The 18,575-nt window shown below is 68.8% G+C and carries 17 protein-coding genes and 1 riboswitch; of the genes, 7 read left to right on the plus strand and 10 right to left on the minus strand.

The window, feature by feature from the left end; all coding sequences use genetic code 11:
• Positions 1-123, minus strand: a riboswitch (cobalamin riboswitch).
• A gap of 182 nt (positions 124-305) precedes the next feature.
• The 3 genes from mctP to AOK08_RS08940 all read right to left on the minus strand — a co-directional run bounded on the left by mctP (position 306) and on the right by AOK08_RS08940 (position 3,116).
• The gene (mctP, locus tag AOK08_RS08930; protein WP_055524925.1) at positions 306-1,913 is read right to left on the minus strand and encodes a monocarboxylate uptake permease MctP; all 1,608 of its coding nucleotides are present in this window, start codon (positions 1,911-1,913) and stop codon (positions 306-308) included.
• Positions 1,910-2,194 carry a DUF3311 domain-containing protein gene (locus AOK08_RS08935; RefSeq protein WP_198539201.1) on the minus strand — a complete coding sequence of 95 codons (285 nt, stop codon included), beginning with the start codon at positions 2,192-2,194 and terminating at the stop codon, positions 1,910-1,912. The genes mctP and AOK08_RS08935 overlap by 4 nt, the downstream gene beginning before the upstream one ends.
• Before the next feature lie 157 nt (positions 2,195-2,351).
• The gene (locus tag AOK08_RS08940; protein ID WP_055524927.1) at positions 2,352-3,116 is read right to left on the minus strand and encodes a GntR family transcriptional regulator; all 765 of its coding nucleotides are present in this window, start codon (positions 3,114-3,116) and stop codon (positions 2,352-2,354) included.
• Between the two features lie 411 nt (positions 3,117-3,527).
• On the opposite strand from AOK08_RS08940, the gene AOK08_RS08945 reads away from it, so the two are divergent.
• The 4 genes from AOK08_RS08945 to AOK08_RS08960 all read left to right on the plus strand — a co-directional run bounded on the left by AOK08_RS08945 (position 3,528) and on the right by AOK08_RS08960 (position 8,288).
• Positions 3,528-4,817: an extracellular solute-binding protein gene (locus AOK08_RS08945; protein WP_055524928.1), complete on the plus strand. Its 1,290-nt coding sequence runs from the start codon at positions 3,528-3,530 to the stop codon at positions 4,815-4,817.
• A 115-nt stretch (positions 4,818-4,932) separates the two neighbouring features.
• A complete protein-coding gene (locus AOK08_RS08950; RefSeq protein ID WP_055524929.1) occupies positions 4,933-5,931 on the plus strand; it encodes a carbohydrate ABC transporter permease in 999 nt (332 codons plus the stop codon).
• A 14-nt stretch (positions 5,932-5,945) separates the two neighbouring features.
• Complete coding sequence (locus AOK08_RS08955) at positions 5,946-6,797, plus strand: carbohydrate ABC transporter permease (RefSeq protein ID WP_107100893.1); 852 nt, start codon at positions 5,946-5,948, stop codon at positions 6,795-6,797.
• Positions 6,798-6,806: 9 nt separating this feature from the next.
• Positions 6,807-8,288: a glycoside hydrolase family 3 protein gene (locus AOK08_RS08960; protein ID WP_055524931.1), complete on the plus strand. Its 1,482-nt coding sequence runs from the start codon at positions 6,807-6,809 to the stop codon at positions 8,286-8,288.
• A 124-nt stretch (positions 8,289-8,412) separates the two neighbouring features.
• Here the strand turns inward: AOK08_RS08960 and nagB are convergent, their stop codons facing one another.
• Positions 8,413-9,198, minus strand: a complete 786-nt coding sequence (gene nagB / locus AOK08_RS08965; RefSeq protein ID WP_055524932.1) for a glucosamine-6-phosphate deaminase — start codon at positions 9,196-9,198, stop codon at positions 8,413-8,415.
• Positions 9,199-9,744: 546 nt separating this feature from the next.
• Between nagB and AOK08_RS08970 the strand changes: the two genes are divergently transcribed.
• Complete coding sequence (locus AOK08_RS08970; protein ID WP_198539199.1) at positions 9,745-11,220, plus strand: sensor histidine kinase; 1,476 nt, start codon at positions 9,745-9,747, stop codon at positions 11,218-11,220.
• Positions 11,221-11,426: 206 nt separating this feature from the next.
• On the opposite strand, the gene AOK08_RS08975 is transcribed toward AOK08_RS08970, so the two are convergent.
• Both AOK08_RS08975 and AOK08_RS08980 read right to left on the minus strand, forming a co-directional pair.
• A complete protein-coding gene (locus tag AOK08_RS08975) occupies positions 11,427-11,684 on the minus strand; it encodes a WhiB family transcriptional regulator (protein WP_006380970.1) in 258 nt (85 codons plus the stop codon).
• Positions 11,685-12,000: 316 nt separating this feature from the next.
• A complete protein-coding gene (locus AOK08_RS08980; protein ID WP_055524933.1) occupies positions 12,001-12,969 on the minus strand; it encodes a diacylglycerol/lipid kinase family protein in 969 nt (322 codons plus the stop codon).
• 232 nt (positions 12,970-13,201) lie between these two features.
• Here AOK08_RS08980 and AOK08_RS08985 point away from each other — a divergent pair, with 232 nt between their 5' ends.
• On the plus strand, positions 13,202-13,663 hold the full coding sequence (locus AOK08_RS08985) for a hypothetical protein (protein WP_055524934.1): 462 nt from the start codon (positions 13,202-13,204) through the stop codon (positions 13,661-13,663).
• A gap of 36 nt (positions 13,664-13,699) precedes the next feature.
• Here AOK08_RS08985 and AOK08_RS08990 read toward each other — a convergent pair whose 3' ends face one another.
• The 3 genes from AOK08_RS08990 to AOK08_RS09000 form a co-directional block, all read right to left on the minus strand.
• On the minus strand, positions 13,700-14,857 hold the full coding sequence (locus AOK08_RS08990; protein ID WP_079053922.1) for an RNA polymerase sigma factor SigF: 1,158 nt from the start codon (positions 14,855-14,857) through the stop codon (positions 13,700-13,702).
• A gap of 23 nt (positions 14,858-14,880) precedes the next feature.
• Positions 14,881-15,294 (minus strand): ATP-binding protein, encoded by a 414-nt coding sequence (locus AOK08_RS08995; protein WP_053744517.1) that lies wholly within the window; start codon positions 15,292-15,294, stop codon positions 14,881-14,883.
• 360 nt (positions 15,295-15,654) lie between these two features.
• Positions 15,655-15,915, minus strand: a complete 261-nt coding sequence (locus AOK08_RS09000) for a UBP-type zinc finger domain-containing protein (protein ID WP_055524935.1) — start codon at positions 15,913-15,915, stop codon at positions 15,655-15,657.
• Positions 15,916-16,049: 134 nt separating this feature from the next.
• On the opposite strand from AOK08_RS09000, the gene AOK08_RS09005 reads away from it, so the two are divergent.
• Positions 16,050-17,645, plus strand: a complete 1,596-nt coding sequence (locus tag AOK08_RS09005) for a Na+/H+ antiporter (RefSeq protein ID WP_055524936.1) — start codon at positions 16,050-16,052, stop codon at positions 17,643-17,645.
• A 25-nt stretch (positions 17,646-17,670) separates the two neighbouring features.
• On the opposite strand, the gene AOK08_RS09010 is transcribed toward AOK08_RS09005, so the two are convergent.
• The gene (locus AOK08_RS09010) at positions 17,671-18,540 is read right to left on the minus strand and encodes a 1-aminocyclopropane-1-carboxylate deaminase/D-cysteine desulfhydrase (RefSeq protein ID WP_063794036.1); all 870 of its coding nucleotides are present in this window, start codon (positions 18,538-18,540) and stop codon (positions 17,671-17,673) included.
• Between the last annotated feature and the right edge of the window lie 35 nt (positions 18,541-18,575).

Consider the following 18,575-nt stretch of genomic DNA (forward strand, 5'->3'; position numbering starts at 1 on the left):
CGGCCGGGCGCGCTGTCGACAGGTCCTCGGACTGGACACGCACACAAACACGTACGAGTACACCGTTGCGGGACAGTTCCGGATTCGCACCGGATTCCCCTGGACGACAGCGAGCATGAGCATACATCTTGTGCCGGGCCCCTGAAGCACCCCCACATGTTGTGTCGTGACGTCAGTTGAGCGCCCCGAAGGTGCCCCGAAGGGGCCCTGAAGGGGCGGGGCTGTATCTATTTGCGGCTCCGCCGCGTGGGCGCGACAAGCCCCCACCGGGCCCGCAGCCGAAGGACCACGAGCCCGGCAGAACCTCAGTGCGAGACGCCCGCCGAGGCCGGAGCCACCGGGGCCACGCCCGAATCCCCGGCATCCGCCGTGTAGTCGGACGCCACCGTCTCGTCCACACCGTCCGCCGCGTTCACCGCCTTCAGCGCGAACGTGAGGACCACCGTGACGACGAGGTTCAGGACGAACGCGGTCAGCCCGATGTAACCGATCTCACCGATCCCCGGGATCTCCTTCGAGCTCCCGCCGAAGTGCTTCTGCGTCGGGGACGCGACCCCGTACGCCGCCAGCGTGCCGTACAGCATGCCGGTCGCCCAGCCGATGAGCAGGGCCCAGCGGTGGAACCAGCGGGTGAACAGACCGCCGACGAGGGCCGGGAAGGTCTGCAGGATCCAGATGCCGCCCAGGAGCTGGAAGTTGATGGCGACCGTCTTGTCCATGGTCAGGACGAAGACCAGCGCGCCCACCTTCACCAGCAGCGAGACCAGCTTGGAGACCTTGGTCTCCTGTGCCGGGGTCGCGTCGGGCCGCAGGAAGTCCTTGTAGATGTTGCGGGTGAAGAGGTTCGCCGCCGCGATGGACATGATGGCCGCCGGTACGAGCGCCCCGATGCCGATCGCCGCGAAGGCCACGCCCGCGAACCAGGACGGGAACATGTCCTCGAAGAGCTGCGGGATCGCCAACTGCGGGTTGGTGACGTCGACTCCGGCCGCGATCGCCATGAAGCCCAGCAGCGCGAGCAGCCCGAGCATCAGGGAGTACAGCGGCAGGATCGTGGTGTTGCGGCGGATCACGTCCCGGCTCCGGGAGGACAACGTTGCCGTGATCGAGTGCGGATACATGAACAGGGCGAGCGCGGAACCCAGTGCCAGCGTGGCGTACGTCCACTGGCCGGCCTCGGCCGGGACCAGTCCGCCCGCCTTGGCGGCGGTGTACTTCTCGCTCGCCGCGCCGAAGATCTCGTCGAACCCGCCCAGTTTGACGGGGATGTAGATGATCGCCACCGCGATGACGATGTAGATCAGCGTGTCCTTCACGAACGCGATCAGGGCGGGTGCCCGCAGCCCGGAGGAGTACGTGTAGGCCGCCAGCACGCCGAACGCGATCAGCAGCGGGAGGTCCTTCACGAACCAGTTGGTGTTCTCGCCGCCGCCGACGCCCATCACGTCCAGCACGGCCTGGATGCCGACCAGTTGGAGCGCGATGTACGGCATGGTCGCGAGGATGCCGGTGACCGCCACCGCCAGCGACAGGCCCTTCGAGCCGAACCGGCCGCGCACGAAGTCCGAGGTGGTGACGTAGCCGTGCTTGTGGGAGACCGACCACAGGCGGGGCAGGAACAGGAAGATCAGGGGGTACACCAGGATCGTGTACGGCACCGCGAAGAAGCCCGCCGCGCCCGCCGCGTAGACCGCCGCCGGTACGGCCACGAAGGTGTACGCCGTATAGAGGTCGCCGCCCAGCAGGAACCAGGTGACCCAGGTGCCGAACGAACGGCCGCCCAGGCCCCATTCGTCGAGGCTGTGCTCGTTCTCGGCCCGGCGCCAGCGCGAGGCCAGGAAGCCGATGACCGTGACGGCCACGAAGAAGATGATGAAGACGGCGAGTGCCACGCCGTTCACGCCGTCCTTCACGCGGACACACCCCCGTCCAGGGCGGCCGCCTTGCGGGCGCGCTGGTCACGCTGCCAGAGCTGGTACGCGGTCATCGTCAGCGCGGTGGAGACGAACACCCACAGCATCTGGTACCAGTAGAAGAACGGGATGCCGATGAAGGCCGGATCGACCTTCGCGTACGACCCCACCCACAGCAGCGCGACGAACGGTGCGAAGAGGCAGAACCCGATGACGACACGCACCGGAGTCACCACCGGCTGCCCTGCCGCCAGTTGTCTCACTTCGGGCGCTTCAGGCACTTCTGGCAGGTCTGACTCTTCAGTCACTTCCGGCATGTCACGGCTCCGTCCCCTCGCCGATTACCTGTGATCGCTTGTGCAACGCGCAGGAAATCTACGGGACGGCCCCGCTTTATGGAACAGGGCCTGCCGCGACCGTGGAGCCGCCCTTGTGGCGTTACTCGGTGGGCCGCTTGAGGCGCGCGACGAACTTGTACCGGTCGCCCCGGTAGACGGATCGCACCCATTCCACCGGCCGGCCGTCCTTGTCCAGCGAGTGCCGGGACAGCATCAGCATCGGCAGGCCCACGTCGGTGCCGAGCAGACCGGCCTCGCGCGGGGTGGCCAGCGAGGTCTCGATGGTCTCCTCGGCCTCCGCGAGGTGGACGTCGTACACCTCGGCGAGGGCCGTGTAGAGGGAGGTGTACTTCACAAGTGACCTGCGCAGGGCGGGGAAGCGCTTCGCGGAGAGGTGGGTGGTCTCTATGGCCATCGGCTCGCCGTTCGCCATCCGCAGCCGCTCGATGCGCAGGACGCGCCCGCCCGCCGTGATGTCGAGCAGACCGGCCAGCGCGTCGTCGGCGGTGACATAGCCGATGTCGAGGAGCTGCGAGGTGGGTTCGAGGCCCTGGGCGCGCATGTCCTCGGTGTACGAGGTGAGTTGCAGCGTCTGGGAGACCTTCGGCTTGGCGACGAAGGTGCCCTTGCCCTGGATGCGTTCGAGCCGGCCCTCGACGACCAGTTCCTGGAGGGCCTGGCGGACGGTCGTGCGGGAGGTGTCGAACTCCGCCGCCAGCGTGCGCTCGGGCGGGACCGGGGTGCCGGGCGACTGGGTCTCCGTCATGTCGAGCAGATGCTTCTTCAGGCGGTAGTACTTGGGCACGCGCGCGGTACGGACGGTAGCCCCACCCTCGTTCTCCGCACTGCTCACGTCGGTGCTCATGCTCCGCCTTCCCGGCTCCTGCCGCCGCTACGGCCGGCGTCCCGCCGGTCCAAGTGCACATCGTGGCACGGCCGACGCCCCGCGTGACCTGTGATTGGTCGCTATGGGTCCTCGCACGCTCCGTGATCTCCTCTGTATACCTTCACGCCCCTCGCTGGTCTAGTCCACCGCAGGGAAAAGCCCGGCCGGGCGCCCACCCTGCCCCCATTCACTGTCCGTCCGCAGTGGTCTACCTCGAATCGGCTGGATGTGCGGGGTATTTCCGTCACCTTCTTACTTAAAGGTTCCTGCATATGTAGGTCGCATAACGGCTGGTCAAAGGCGTTCCCGGACCCTTGACAGGCCGTTTCGGCTAGGCCAAGCTCCGCCTACTGGTCTACACCATTGGTCCAGCTCCCTGAGGAGGTTGGTGTGAAGCGCAAGCTGATAGCCGCGATCGGTATCGCGGGCATGATGGTCTCGATCGCGGCGTGCGGGGACAGCGGCAGCGGCAGCGGCAGTTCGGACAAGACCGGCGCCGACGCCAAGGAGCTGACCGTCTGGCTGACCGTGGACGCGCAGAACAACTGGCCCGAGCTGGTCAAGGCCGCCGACGCCGCCCTGACGAAGAAGCACCCCGGTATCAAGATCAACCACGAGTACTACGGCTGGCCCGACAAGAACGCCAAGCTCGACGCCGTCCTCGCCACGGACAAGGCCCCCGACGTGGTCGAGATGGGCAACACCGAGATGCTCGGCTACATGGTCAAGGGCGCCTTCGCCCCCCTCGACCCGGCGAAGTTCGACAACTCGGCCGCCTGGCTGGACGGCCTCAAGGCCTCCGTCACCTATGACGGCAAGACCTACGGCGTCCCGTACTACGCCGGTGGCCGCGTCGCCAACTGGCGCAAGGACGTGGCGGCTTCCGTCGGCGTCAAGTCCGTACCGAAGACGTACGCCGAACTCACCGCCGCCCTGGACAAGATCCAGAAGAAGGAGGGCGGCAAGTACAACGCCTGGTACCAGCCCACCCGCGACTGGTACGCAGCCATGTCCTTCGTGTACGACGCCGGCGGCTCGATCGCCCAGGAGTCGGGCGGCCAGTGGAAGGCGAGCCTCTCCTCGCCGGAGTCCGTCAAGGGCCTCACCGAGTTCAGACACGTCATCGACAAGTACATGCACGGCGACAAGACCAAGGACGAGTCCGACCGGTACATCGTCTACGGCCAGGGCCGGACGAGCATGATCTTCGCCGCCGCCTGGGAGGGCGCGACCGCCGAGACACCGGAGAACGACAAGACCGGCAAGCTCAAGGGCAACCTGGAGAACTTCGTCATGCCCGGCCCGTCCGGCAAGAACATGCCGGTGTTCCTGGGCGGTTCCGACCTCGCCGTCCCGGTCAGGTCGAAGGCCCAGACGGTCGCCGCCGAGTGGATCAACGCCTACACCGGAGCGAGCGGCCAGAAGGGCCTGATGGCCAAGGGCAACCTGCCCAACAACAAGACCGACCTCGCCACCCTGAAGAACGACCCGGCGACGGCGGTCCCGGCCACGGCGGCCGAGTCCAACTGGTTCGTGCCGATGGCACCGGGCTGGGGCCAGGTCGAGAAGGCCCAGATCCTCCAGACGATGCTGCAGAGCATCGGCACCGGCAAGCAGTCGGTCGAGGCCGCCGCGAAGGACGCGGACGCGGCGATCGACAAGGTCATCAACGTCAAGTAGCGGGCCGAGGCGGGGCTCTGCCAGAGGGAAGGGCCCCGCTCGCTCGCCGCCCACCCATGGGACCTGGACGACCGCAACGACCGTACGACCCGAGGGACCGCTGAGGAGCGCGCGGATGAGTGCCGCTGATACGACAACCCCTGCCAAGCTGCCGCCACCGGCTCGGCACACACCACCGACGCCACCGACCGGCACGGACGCACGGCCCGGCAGAAGGCCCCCGAAGGCCGCCGCCGCGATCCCGTGGGCCCTGCTCGCCCCCTGTGTGCTGGTCCTCGCGCTGGTCCTCGGCTATCCCCTCGTCCGGCTGGTCACCCTGTCCTTCCAGAAGTTCGGGCAGTCCCAGTTGTGGGGCTTCCAGCCGGCCGAGTCGGTCGGCTTCGACAACTTCGGCAAGGTGCTCGGCGACAGCGAGTTCTGGGACGTCGTCGTCCGCACGATCGTCTTCGCCGTCGGCTGCGTGGTCTTCACCATGGTCGCCGGCATGCTGATCGCACTGCTGCTCCAGCGGGTCAGCGGCTGGATGAGGACGCTCATCAACATTGTCCTGGTGGCCAGTTGGGGCATGCCGATCATCGTGGCGACCACCGTCTTCAAGTGGCTGTTCGACTCCGACTACGGCATCGTCAACGCGCTGCTGAGCAAGCTGCCGGGCGTCGAGCTGATCGGCCACAACTGGTTCGCGAGCGGACCGCAGGGCCTGGCCGTGATCATGCTGCTGGTGGTCTGGGGCGCGGTGCCCTTCGTGGTGATCACGCTCAGCGCCGGTCTGACCCAGGTCCCGAAGGAACTGGAGGAGGCGGCCCGGCTGGACGGCGCGGGTGCCTGGGGAGTCTTCCGGTTCGTCACCCTCCCCATCCTCAAGCCGATCATCGTGATGCTCACGACCCTGTCGGTCATCTGGGACATGGGCGTGTTCCCCCAGGTCTTCGTGATGCGCAACGGCCACCCGGAGGCCGAGTTCCAGCTCCTGACCACCTACTCCTACGACCGTGCCTTCGCCGTCAACGACTACGCCCAGGGCTCGGCGATCGCCCTGCTCACGGTGGTGCTGCTGCTCGGTGTAGTCGCCGTCTACATGCGCCAGATGCTGAAGATCGGAGAGGTCGAATGAGCAGCATGACGACCATGACGACCGGGCCCGGCACGACGTCCGTGAAGCCCCGGAAGTCGAAGGCCGGCTGGAACCTGCTGGGCCTGTTCGTCTTCCTGACGGCCGGCTTCCCGGTCTACTGGATGCTGAACACGGCGTTCAAACCGGCGAAGGACGCCATCGACCCCGACCCGAGCCTGCTCCCGACGGGCTTCACGCTCGCCAACTTCCGGCGCGCGTTGAACATCGCCGACTTCTGGGGCCCGGTCGGCCGCAGCCTGATCGTGTCCCTGACGGTGGTCGTGATCGGCGTCGTCGTGGGCATGCTGGCCGCCCTGGCGATCTCCCGCTTCGCCTTCCGTGGCCGAAAGGTCGTCATCGTCGGCATTTTGGCCGTGCAGATGGTCCCCCTGGTCGCGATGATCATCCCCGTGTTCCTGCTGCTCAACGACCTCGGCCAGTACGACCGGCTGTCCGGCCTGGTCATCACCTACCTCACCTTCATCCTTCCGTTCACGGTGTGGACCCTGCGCGGCTTCATCGTCAACATCCCGAAGGAACTGGAGGAGGCCGCGATGGTCGACGGCTGCTCCCGCACCACCGCCTTCCTCCGCGTGGTCTTCCCCCTGCTGGCCCCCGGCCTGGTCGCCACCTCGGTCTACGGCTTCATCCAGGCCTGGAACGAGTACTTGTACGCCCTGATGCTGCTGAGCCAGAAGAACCAGACCGCCACTGTCTGGCTCGGCAACTTCACCACCAAGCACGGCACCGAGTACGCCCCGATGATGGCCGGCTCCACGCTGATGGCCGTGCCGATCGTCGTCCTCTTCCTCCTCGTCCAGCGCAAGATGGCCGCGGGCCTGACCGCGGGCGCCGTGAAGGGATAACCCCACCCCATGACGACACTCGCCCGCCCCGACTCACTCACCCGCGACGCGCTCACCGTTCTCCAGCCCGGCTTCACCGGCACCACCGCCCCCGACTGGCTGCTGCGCCGCCTCGGCGAGGGCCTCGCCTCCGTGGGCCTGTTCGGCCGCAACATCGCCTCCCCGGCCCAGCTTTCCGCCCTCACCGCCCAGTTGCGTGCCGAACGCGACGACATCCTGGTCGCGATCGACGAGGAGGGCGGCGATGTCACCCGCCTTGAGGTCCGCACCGGCTCGTCCTTCCCCGGCAACCACGCCCTGGGCGCGGTCGACGACGTCGAACTGACCCGGCAGGTCGCCCACGAACTCGGCCACCGCCTCCGTGCCTGCGGGGTCAACCTCAACTGGGCCCCGTCGGCGGACGTGAACTCCAACCCCGCCAACCCCGTCATCGGCGTCCGCTCCTTCGGCGCCGACCCGGAACTGGTCGCCCGCCACACCGCCGCCTACGTCACCGGCCTCCAGGCCGCGGGCGTCGCCGCCTGCACGAAGCACTTCCCGGGCCACGGGGACACGGCGGTCGACTCCCACCACGCCCTCCCGCGCATCGACGCGAGCCACTCGATCGTGCGGGACCGTGAACTCGCCCCCTTCCGCGCCGCGATCGCCGCCGGCACCAGGGCGGTGATGAGCGCCCACATCCTGATCCCGGCCCTGGACCCGGACCGCCCGGCCACCCTCTCCCGTCCCGTCCTCACCGACCTCCTGCGCGGCGAACTCGGCTACACCGGCCTGATCGTCACCGACGGCATGGAGATGCGGGCCGTCGCGGACACGTACGGCATCGAACGCGGCAGCGTCCTCGCCATCGCGGCGGGCGCCGACGCCATCTGCGTGGGCGGCGGTCTCTCGGACGACGAGACGGTACGGCTCCTGCGCGACGCCCTGGTCAAGGCCGTCCACACCGGCGAACTCCCGGAAGAACGCCTGGCGGACGCGGCGGAACGCGTCCGGGCCCTGGCCCACTGGACGGCATCGGCACCGAAGACCTCCGGTACGGCGACCCCCACGGACGTGGGCCTCACGGCGGCCCGCCGAGCCCTGGAGGCGACACACTCCGGCCCCTACGAGCCGCTCCGGCAACCCCCGTACGTGGCCGCCCTCACGCCCCTCGCCAACTTCGCCGTCGGCAACGAGACCCCCTGGGGCGTGGCGGCCGAGCTGGTACGCCTCCTGCCCGGCACCCGCACCGGCACCTTCACCGGCGAGAAGGCGGCCGAGGCGGCCCTGGCGGAGGCGGGCCCGAGCCGCATCGTCGCCGTGGTCCGGGACGAACACCGCCACCCCTGGATGTCGGCCGCCCTGAACACCCTGCTCACGGCCCGCCCGGACACGATCATCGTGGAAATGGGCGTCCCTCAATCCCCCCGCCGAGGCCCCCTCCACCTGGCAACCCACGGCGCAGCGAGAGTCTGCGGCCAGGCGGCGGCGGAGTTCATCGCGGGACGCTAAATGGAGCCGGTCCCCCCTCGAAAGAGGGGGGACCGGCTCCATTTAGGGGCGCGGGGAACTGCGCGACAAGCCACAGCGGACTGGCACGCACCCCACAACAGAACCCGGCAGACGAGTGGCTCCCTTAAATCCCCTGCCACTCAGGCTTATTGACAAAGGTGTGCCGAAAATAGTCCGCAAGCTTCAGCTTGGAAGCCGCCCCCTCATCAACAACAACCGTCGCATGCGCATGCAACTGAAGCGCCGACGCCGGGCACACCGCGGCAAGCGCCCCCTCCACAGTCGCCGCCACGGCATCAGCCTTCCCCTCGCCCGTGGCGAGCAGCACCACATGCCGAGCCTCAAGAATCGTGCCGATACCCTGCGTGATCACGTGATGCGGCACCTGCCCGATGTCCCCGCCGAAGAACCGGGCGTTGTCGATCCGCGTCTGCTCGGTCAACGTCTTGATCCGCGTCCGCGAGCGCAGCGACGAACACGGTTCGTTGAACCCGATGTGCCCGTCGGTCCCGATCCCCAGCAACTGGAGGTCGACCCCGCCGGCCTCGGCCAGCGCCCTGTCGTACGCCTCGCACGCCCCCCGTACGTCCTCGGCGGTCCCGTCGGGCCCCATGAAGGCGTCCATCCCGATGCCGAGCGGCTCCAGCACCTCGCGCCGCAGCACCGAACGGTACGACTCCGGATGCTCGGCCGGCAGCCCCACGTACTCGTCGAGCTGGGCTATTCGCGCCCGGGACATGTCCACCGCACCGGAACGCACCTGGGCCGCGAGCGCCTGGTAGACCGGCAGCGGGGTGGAGCCGGTGGCAACGCCCAGCAGGGCGGTCGGCTTGCGCCGGAGCAATTGAGCCATGGCCCCGGCGATGAGCTCGCCACCTGCCTTGGCGTCCGGAACGATGACAACTTCCACGCTGGGCCTGCCGTTCTGGAGAGAGCCGTGTGGTTCAGCCGTGTGGTTCAGCTATGTGGTTTAGACCAATCTAACAGACCGGGATTACGGCGGAAATTGGCCTGGCGAACCACCCCCGCACAGGATCCATCAGAGCTAGGCTGCAACCAACGCATGGACACGACTTGTGGTCTAGTCCACAATGCGTAGAGAGAGCCAAGAGAGACACAAGAGAGACATACGACCAGAGCCTCCGTCTTCCCCGCACAGGAAGGCGGATCGAGGAACCGGGGCTCTCTGCCCTGACTGCGCCGGCTCCTCATCCATCGGCCGTCCGGGACCGCACACCCCGTGGCCGTTGCTGCTCCGGGCTGCGGTGCCGGGAGGGCTGAGGGTCCCTCTCAGGCGCCGCGGCCCGCGGGTGTTTCCGGGGCCGCCCGGGCACCTGCCACCCCCGGCCGCCTGCCGCCCCCGGCCACCCTTTCCACCGCCTTTCGCCCCTTTCCGCGACCGCCCCGCCAGCCGCGGTTTCCGGCCATGTCCGAACCGGCGGGTACGCTCGCACACGTGCCCTCCATGAACGAACTCGTACGCCAGCACACCGCGCTCAGCGACTCCGACCTGGAGTGGCTCCACCTGCTGGTGTCGGAGTGGCAGCTGCTCTCCGACCTTTCCTTCGCCGACCTCGTCCTGTGGGTCCCCACACGCGACGGCGCCCGCTATGTCTCGGTCGCCCAGATGCGGCCCAACACGGGCCCGACCTCGTACCAGGACGACATGGTCGGCCACCTCGTCCCCCGTGGCCGACGCCCCCTGCTGGACGCCGCCCTGGACGAGGGCCGGATCGTGCGCGAGGGCGACCCGGAATGGCGTGAAGAGGTCCCTGTCCGCGTCGAGTCGATCCCCGTGCGCCGGGAAGGGCGCGTCCTCGGGGTCATCGCCCGCAACACCAACCTCCTCACCGTCCGGACCCCGAGCCGCCTGGAGCTGACGTATCTCCAGAGCGCCTCCGACCTGGCCCAGATGATCGCCGCCGGATCGTTCCCCTTCTCCAACCAGGTCGTCGACATGGACGCCTCGCCGCGCGTCGGCGACGGACTGATCAGGCTCGACGCCGACGGCATCGTCCAGTACGCCTCACCGAACGCGCTGTCCGCGTACCACCGCCTCGGCCTCGCCTCCGACCTCGTGGGCCAGCACCTCGGTGTGACCACGGCCGAACTCGCCCCGACCCGGGGGCCGGTGGACGAGGCGCTCTCCAAGGTCGCCAGCGGCTGGGCGCCCCGCGAGTTCGAGATCGAGTCCGCCGACGGGGTCATCCAGTTCCGGGCCATTCCCCTCAAGCCGAAGGGCACCCGCATCGGTTCGCTCGTCCTGCTCCGGGACGTCACCGAACTGCGTCGCCGCGAGCGTGAGTTGATCACCAAGGACGCGACCATCCGGGAGATCCACCACCGCGTCAAGAACAACCTCCAGACGGTCGCCGCCCTGTTGCGCCTCCAGGCCCGGCGCATCGAGTCGGAACGCGGGCGCGAGGCCCTGGAGGAGGCCGTACGGCGGGTCGGGTCCATCGCGATCGTCCACGAGACGCTCTCCCAGAACCTGGACGAACGCGTGGAGTTCGACGAGATCGCCGACCGGGTGCTCGCGATGGTCTCCGAGATCTCGCCGGGCACGGTCACCGGCCGGCGCAGCGGGCGCTTCGGCATTCTGGACGCCGAGGTCGCGACCCCGCTGTCCATGGTGCTGACCGAGATCCTGCAGAACGCCCTGGAACACGGCTTCGGACCGGGTGACACCGGCTCGGTCGAGGTCTCGGCGGTCCGTGGCGGCACGAGCAGGGAGGCCCGCCTCCTCGTCACCGTCCAGGACGACGGCGTGGGCCTGCCCGAGGGGTTCGACCCGCACCGCTCCGGCAACCTCGGCCTCCAGATCGTACGGACGCTGGTGGAGGGGGAGTTGGGCGGCACGTTCGACATGGTGCCCGCGCCCGAGAAGGGCACGCAGGTGATCCTCGACATCCCGGTGCGCGCGAGCAAGTAGCCCGCGCCCGCCTGCCCCGGCGCGGTGGCGGGCCTGGGCGCGGCGGAAGGCCCCGGACACAGCGATGAGCCCCGGACCATGGGATGGTCCGGGGCTCAGATGCTTGTTGTCATGCGCATCGGGATCACTGCGCGCTGCGGCTCGGGGGCGGGAGATGCGTACTCGCTGTACGCGCCGCCAAGCTCAGGCTGTTACGGGGTGGGTTGTCAGGCGGTTGCCTGGCGGGCCCGGTTGCGGGCGGCGCGACGCTTCATGGCACGGCGCTCGTCCTCGCTGAGACCACCCCAGACGCCGGAGTCCTGGCCGGACTCAAGCGCCCACTGCAGACACTGCTCCATGACGGGGCAGCGACGGCAGACGGCCTTGGCTTCCTCGATCTGCAGCAGCGCAGGACCGGTGTTGCCGATGGGGAAGAAGAGCTCGGGGTCTTCCTCGCGGCAAACGGCGTTGTGACGCCAGTCCATGGCTGCTACCTCTCCTTGGTATTACATGCACGTTGCTTGTGAATGTGAACGCTTTCACGAATCCCTCAACAAGTGAAGGGCCGATCATCAGACGGACTGATGTGGTCCTTTGGAGTGAGGGGTTCTGGCTCTCTGTGGTGGCCGGTGTTGCGGGCCGTCCCGAGCGCCACGTAGAGACTCGCAAACCTCAGCGGCGGATACAACCCCTACCGGAAAGTTTTTTTTGATTCCTCGGTGTCGGCTCAGTCACAGCCGTACTTCCATGGGGTGGACCCTGGCCTAAACGTTCGAGTGGAAGGACTTTAGCCCGTTCCGCTCACACAATCACACGCAGTGCACGGCGTACGCCTGTGAACGTCACGCTCGTTCGCAGTCCCAGGTGGTCGCCGTCCATCTGGAGGGGCAGAGGGACCTTCGAATGCAAGGTGAAGTCCGTCAGGTCGTGCAGGGAGGTGGCATGCCTGCCATGGGGTCCCCGCTCGGGGGACGAAGTGAGCAACTGCATGCCATATCGGGCAACCGCGGCCGTCGACATACGGCTGAGAGCGACTACGTCGAGCCCGGTATCGAACGAGGCCTTAGGCGACGCGTACACCGGACGATTGCCCAGATACGTCCAGGGGGACGTGTTGCAGACTATGGACAGCACGAGATCCATAACCGGGTCGGCGCCCGGTTGTTCAAGGGTGATCGTGCCTTGCCGTCGGTTCGCCTCTCCAAGGAATTGGCGCACGACCTGACGCAAGTAAAGAGAGTGTGTGGATTTACGGCCGCGTTCCCGCTGTTGTTCCACCCGGCCGATCACACCGGCGTCGAATCCCAGGCCGGCACAGAAAGTGAACCAGCGTTCCGGCACCGACTCGTCCACGGTCCCCGGTGTGCCCTTCGCGACACCGAGGCCCACTGTGCGCTCCCGGTTCTCGCGCAGCGCGTCCAGGAGGGCGCCGGTGGCCTCCACGGCGTCGTTGGGCAGGCCGAGGGCGCGGGCGAACACGTTCGTGGAGCCGCCGGGGACCACGGCGAGACGGGGCAGCCGGTCCGGATCCGGGCCGTTGTGCAGCAGGCCGTTCACGACCTCGTTGACCGTCCCGTCGCCACCGAGGGCGACGACCAGCTCGATGTCCTCGCTGTCGGCGGCCTGCCGGCCGAGGTCGCGCGCGTGACCCCGGTACTCGGTGGTGACCGCCTCGAGCTTCATCTCGCTCGCGAGGGCGTGGGTCAGCACATCGCGCGTACGTGCGCTTGTGGTGGTAGCCGCCGGATTGACCACGAGAAGTGCACGCATGCGAAGCAGGGTACCTACTGGGTGGTACTCGTCCCAGGGCAGGTTAGGGATCAGTAAGAAGCGGGGGCGCGCACCGGGCCCGATCAGGGGCGCGGGGCTGTGTCCATATGCGGCTCCGCCGCGTGGGCGCGGCCGGCTCCACCGGCCCGCAGACAGGAATCCGGCGGAGAGCGGCAGGGAACCGCACCGCACACCCCTCGGAGCGCCACAGGCCCAGGGCTACCCTTTGGGAGTGAGAGCTGAGCAGACCCCCGCCCCTGAAAACCCCGCCTCCGCGAGCCCCGACCCGGCGGGGCCACGCCCTCCGAGGCTCACCGCCGCGGCGGTGCTCGCCGCCCTGGAGGGGCTCGCACTGGTGGTCGGCGGGGCCTTCATCCTCGTACTGGGGCTGACCGGGGATCCGGACGACCGGGGGCAGGCCGTCACCGGCGGTGTCACCCTCATCGTGCTCGCGCTGCTGCCACTGCTCGCCGCGCGCGGGCTGCTGGCGCGACGGAGCTGGAGCCGGGGGCCGGCCGTCATCACGCAGATCATGGCGCTGCCCGTCGCCTACAACCTGCTCCAGGCCGACAGCGCGGCCATCCCGGGCGGCATCGCGCTGGGGGCCGTGGCCGTCACCGCGCTGGTGCTGCTGATCAACCAGAAGACCACCCGGGCCCTCGGGATCCGGGGGCCCGGCGGCGAGCAGGACTAGCCGGGAGCGGTCGGGAGCAGCCCCGGAGGGCTACTCCTACTCCTCCACCAGCAGTTTCTCCCGCAGTTGGGCCAGGGTCCGGGCCAGCAGGCGGGAGACGTGCATCTGGGAGATGCCGACCTCCTGCGCGATCTGCGACTGCGTCATGTTGCCGAAGAAACGCAGCAGCAGGATGCGCTTCTCCCGGGGCGGGAGATCCTCCAGGAGAGGCTTGAGCGACTCCCGGTACTCGACACCCTCAAGGGCCTCGTCGTACGAGCCCAGGGTGTCCGCGACCGCCGGGGACTCGTCGTCCGTGTCCGGAACGTCCAGGGACAGCGTGGAGTAGGCGTTGGCCGACTCCAGGCCCTCCAGGACCTCCTCCTCCGAGATGCCCAGCTTCTCGGCGAGCTCGTGGACCGTGGGGGAGCGGCCGTGCCGCTGCGAGAGCTCCGCCGTCGCCGTGGTCAGCGAGAGGCGCAGCTCCTGGAGCCGGCGCGGGACGCGGACCGCCCACCCCTTGTCACGGAAGTGCCGCTTGATCTCGCCGACGACCGTCGGGGTCGCGTACGTCGAGAACTCGACGCCGCGGTCCGGGTCGAAGCGGTCGACCGACTTGATCAGACCGATGGTCGCGACCTGGGTCAGGTCGTCCAGCGGCTCACCGCGGTTGCGGAAACGCCGCGCGAGGTGCTCGACGAGCGGGAGATGCATACGGACCAGCCGGTTGCGCAGCTCCGCGTACTCGGCGCTGCCGCTCGGCAGTGCGCGCAGCTCGTAGAACAGGGCGCGGGCTCCGCTGCGGTCCGTCGGGGAGTGCTCCGTGGCCTGCGCCACCTGCCCTGTCTGTACCGCCTGTGCCGCCTGTGCTGCCGTCTGCTGTGCGTCCTGCGCGTCGTCTCGTTCGTGCTCGCTCATCGTCCCGCCCGTCGACCCTCCCCGAGTCCGAGCGTCGGCTCGGACAGGGGAGAGCTCACTTGGCCCTTCCAGGGGCGCACTCTGCACGGCACCTTCCAGATCCAACTGCCCGTCGTCCATGAAGCCGGCCTCCGCGGGGTCGCCCTTCGCGGGGGCGTCCTCCGGATGCGGCCGGGCCTGCTCGGGGATGCCGGAGACACCGGCGGTGCCGGAGCCGGCGTCCGCCGTGCCCCGCGGCCCGTCCGGGCCGCCGCCGGCCGCGGGCAGCCCCCGTGTGCCGCGCTCTTCGTCACGCACCGGCCCGTCCCCGTTCCCGTTCCTCACGCCGGCCCGGGTCCCGCGCCGCGCTTCTTGTAGAGACTGATCGAGACGGTCTTGTCCTCGGCGACGGTCGAGTCGACCTGGCCCGCGAGGGCCGACAGAACGGTCCAGGCGAAGGTGTCGCGCGCGGGGGCGTGACCATCCGTGGTCGGTGCCGAGACCGTGACCTCAAGGGAGTCGTCGATCAGCCGGAACACACAGCTGAGCACGGAGCCGGGCACGGCCTGCTGAAGCAGGATCGCGCAGGCTTCGTCCACTGCGATGCGCAGGTCCTCGATCTCGTCGAGGGTGAAGTCCAAACGGGCCGCGAGACCGGCCGTGGCCGTACGCAGCACCGACAGGTAGGCACCCGCGGCCGGCAGCCGGACTTCTACGAAGTCCTGGGTCGCGGGCTCGCCTGCGAACTGGGACACCCTCACCTCCAAGGTGGTACAAGCTCTTCAGGGGGGCCGAGGGGTGGCCCCCCGGGTAACGCGATACGTGGTTCAGCGGTGACGCTACCGCGCTCCCGACTTTCCTGTCCCCGGGACCCCGACCGATTGTCGTCACTCATAGTAAACATGCGTATACGCACAGTGGCTAGGGGTCTGCGGGCCCAATTGGGAAGAGCGCGCGCCGGGTTGACGTACCCACACGTCAGGCGGTCGAACCGTCCGGATCCAGAGTCACACGAGTACGCCCCCGGTCACCAATACCCCTGCTCACACGGGTGTGAGGGCGATTTTCCGGAAATTCCGGCCGCCGCGTGGTCGTCCGGCGGGCCGGTCGGGCGGTCATACCAGGACGTGGTCGACGAAGCACCAGCGCCAGCTCTCGCCGGGTTCGAAGGTCCGCATCACCGGGTGCCCGGTTTCCTTGTGGTGTGCGGTCGCGTGGCGCATCGGCGAGGAGTCGCAGCAGCCGACATGGCCGCATTCCAGGCACAGGCGCAACTGCACCGGGTGGGTTCCGGCCGCCAGGCACTCCGGACAGGTCTCGTTCTTCGGCCGGGGTTCCGGGAGCGGCAGCGCGTCGGCATGCGTGCACTGTTTCATGATTGCCAGGTTACGACGGCTGTGCCGAAAGCCGCTCGGAAAGCCGTACGCCGAGCCGGAGCACACGCGGAACACGAAGCGCACGAAGTGCGCGAAGTACCAGGGTGGGTGGAAACGAGAGTGGGCCGAAACCGATGCATGTGATGCCACTGCTCCTGCTGGTCGCGGGCAGCGCGGCCATAGCCGCCGCGGCCCGCCGCACCCCCGTCCCGCCCCCGTTGCTGCTGGTCGCGGCCGGCCTGGTGTTCGCCTACGTCCCCGGGGTGCCCGACTACGCCCTCGACCCGCATGTCGTCCTGCCTCTGATGCTGCCGCCGCTGCTGTACACGGCGGCCGTCGACAGCTCGTACCTCGATCTGCGCGCGCAACTGCGGCCCGTGGCACTGCTGTCGGTGGGATACGTGCTCTTCGCGACCCTCGTCGTCGGCTGGGCGGCCTATCTGATCGTCCCCGGGCTGCCGCTGACCGCCGCGCTGGTGCTCGGCGCGGTCGTGGCACCGCCGGACGCCGTCGCGGCCACGGCGGTCGCGCGCCGGGTCGGGCTGCCGTCGCGGGTCACCACGATCCTCCAGGGCGAGTCCCTGGTGAACGACGCCACCGCGATCACCGCTTACCGCGTCGCTCTCGCGGCGGCCGTCGGGGAGGGCGCGACCTGGGCGGGCGGAACGGGCGAGTTCCTGGTGGCGGCGGTCGGCGGCATCGGGATCGGGCTGGTCCTGATGATGCCGATCCACTGGCTGCGCACACATCTGAGGGAGGCGCTGCTCCAGAACACGCTGTCCCTGTTGATCCCGTTCGCGGCGTACGCGGTCGCCGAGGCGGTGCACGCCTCCGGGGTCCTGGCGGTGGTGGTCGTGGCGCTCTATCTGGGACACCGCGCGTGGGAGGTCGATTTCGCGACCCGTCTCCAGGAGGAGGCCGTCTGGAAAATGGTTGCCTTCGTTCTCGAATCGGCTGTCTTCGCCCTGATCGGGCTGCAACTGCCGGTCGTCCTCAAGGGGCTCGGCGCGTACGAGGGCGTCGACGCCGCCTGGTACGCGATCGCCGTCTTCCTCGTGGTCGTCGTCGCCCGGTTCGCCTGGGTCTACCCCGGGACGTTCGTGCCCCGGCTGCTGTCGGCGCGGATCCGGGAACGCGAGCCGAACCCGACCTGGAAGGGCGCGTTCGTCATCTCCTGGGCGGGGATGCGGGGGGTCGTCTCGCTGGCCATCGCCTTCTCGATCCCGCTCACCGTGGAGGGCGGCGAGGCGTTCCCGGAACGCAACCTGATCCTCTTCCTGACCTTCACCACGGTCATCGGCACGCTGGTCGTCCAAGGCCTGACCCTTCCTCCGCTGATCCGGCTGCTGAAGCTGCCCGGGCGGGACGCGCAGGCCGAGACGCTCGCGGAGGCGAACGCCCAGGCACAGGCGTCCAGGGCGGCGCAGAAGCGCCTCGATGCCCTGCTGGAGGACGAGAGCAACGCACTGCCGCCGCCACTGGCCGACCGGCTCCGCATGGTGCTGGAACGCCGGCAGAACGCCGTCTGGGAGCGGCTGGGCTCGGTCAACCCGGTGACCGGCGAGACCGTGGACGACACGTACCGGCGCCTGTCCCGCGAGATGATCGGCGCGGAACGTGAGGTCTTCGTACGCCTCCGGGACGGGAGGTACATCGACGACGAGATGCTGCGGACCCTGCTGCGCCGACTGGACCTGGAGGAGGCGGCGGCCTTCCGGGAGACGGAGTAGGGGAACAGGGGAGCAGGCAGGCGTTTCAGGGGAACGGGCGCCCCGTGATCACCGCCATGACGGTGGTCCCGTCCGCGAACGCGCCCTCCTCCGCGAGGGCGACAAGTCCGTACAGCGTCTTGGCGACATAGAGACGTTCCACGGGTACGTCGTGACGGGCCTCGAAGTCGTCGGCGAAGGCGTGCAGTTCGGGGGGCGTACGGGCATAGCCGCCGAAGTGGAACCGGTGATCGAGGGTCCACGAACCCCGGGGCCCACCGAAGGCGAGTTCCTGGAGGGCCCGTATCTCCGCGTCGAGGAAACCTCCCTTGAGCACCGGGATACCGAGGGCGCGCTGCTCAGGGACGAGGCCGGCGGCGAGGCCGGCCAGGGTGCCGCCGGTGCCGCAGGCGACCGCGACGACATCGGCTTGCCCGCGCAGCTCCTCACCGAGGGCACGACAGCCGCGCACGGCGAGTGCGTTGCTGCCGCCTTCGGGGACGACATAGGCGTCCTCGGCACCGGCGGCCCGCCGGATGGTGGCAAGGACGCCGGGCTCGGCCTTGCACCGATACATCGATCTGTCGACGAAGTGCAGACGCATGCCGTTCGCCACGCAATGGGCGAGGGAGGGATTAAGGGGACGGCCGGCGAGTTCCTGCCCCCGGACCACGCCGACCGTGGGCAGCCCCAGGAGCCGCCCGGCGGTGGCCGTGGCCCGCAGATGATTGGAGTAGGCCCCGCCGAACGTAAGAAGGGGACGCCCGGCGGCGACTTCCAGATTGGGCACGAGCTTGCGCCACTTGTTGCCGATGAGATCCGGGTGAACGAGGTCATCACGCTTGAGCAGCAGCCGGAGACCGCGTCGCCGGAACCGATCGTCAACAAGCTCCTGAACCGGGCTAGGAAGGGACACACCCCCATTGTCTTCCGCCCAACCGAACCTTGCGC

Origin of the sequence: Streptomyces graminilatus, from assembly GCF_001418565.1 — a bacterium.
GTDB lineage: Bacteria > Actinomycetota > Actinomycetes > Streptomycetales > Streptomycetaceae > Streptomyces > Streptomyces graminilatus.

Bases quoted from the DNA above. Each gene is read 5' to 3' on its own strand.
- AOK08_RS09005 (WP_055524936.1), top strand. From the start codon at position 16,050: ATGCATGTGATGCCACTGCTCCTGCTGGTCGCGGGCAGCGCGGCCATA.
- AOK08_RS08980 (WP_055524933.1), bottom strand. From the start codon at position 12,969: ATGCGTGCACTTCTCGTGGTCAATCCGGCGGCTACCACCACAAGCGCA.
- AOK08_RS08975 (WP_006380970.1), bottom strand. From the start codon at position 11,684: ATGGACTGGCGTCACAACGCCGTTTGCCGCGAGGAAGACCCCGAGCTC.
- AOK08_RS08960 (WP_055524931.1), top strand. From the start codon at position 6,807: ATGACGACACTCGCCCGCCCCGACTCACTCACCCGCGACGCGCTCACC.
- AOK08_RS09000 (WP_055524935.1), bottom strand. From the start codon at position 15,915: ATGAAACAGTGCACGCATGCCGACGCGCTGCCGCTCCCGGAACCCCGG.
- AOK08_RS08955 (WP_107100893.1), top strand. From the start codon at position 5,946: ATGACGACCGGGCCCGGCACGACGTCCGTGAAGCCCCGGAAGTCGAAG.
- AOK08_RS08950 (WP_055524929.1), top strand. From the start codon at position 4,933: ATGAGTGCCGCTGATACGACAACCCCTGCCAAGCTGCCGCCACCGGCT.
- AOK08_RS08940 (WP_055524927.1), bottom strand. From the start codon at position 3,116: ATGAGCACCGACGTGAGCAGTGCGGAGAACGAGGGTGGGGCTACCGTC.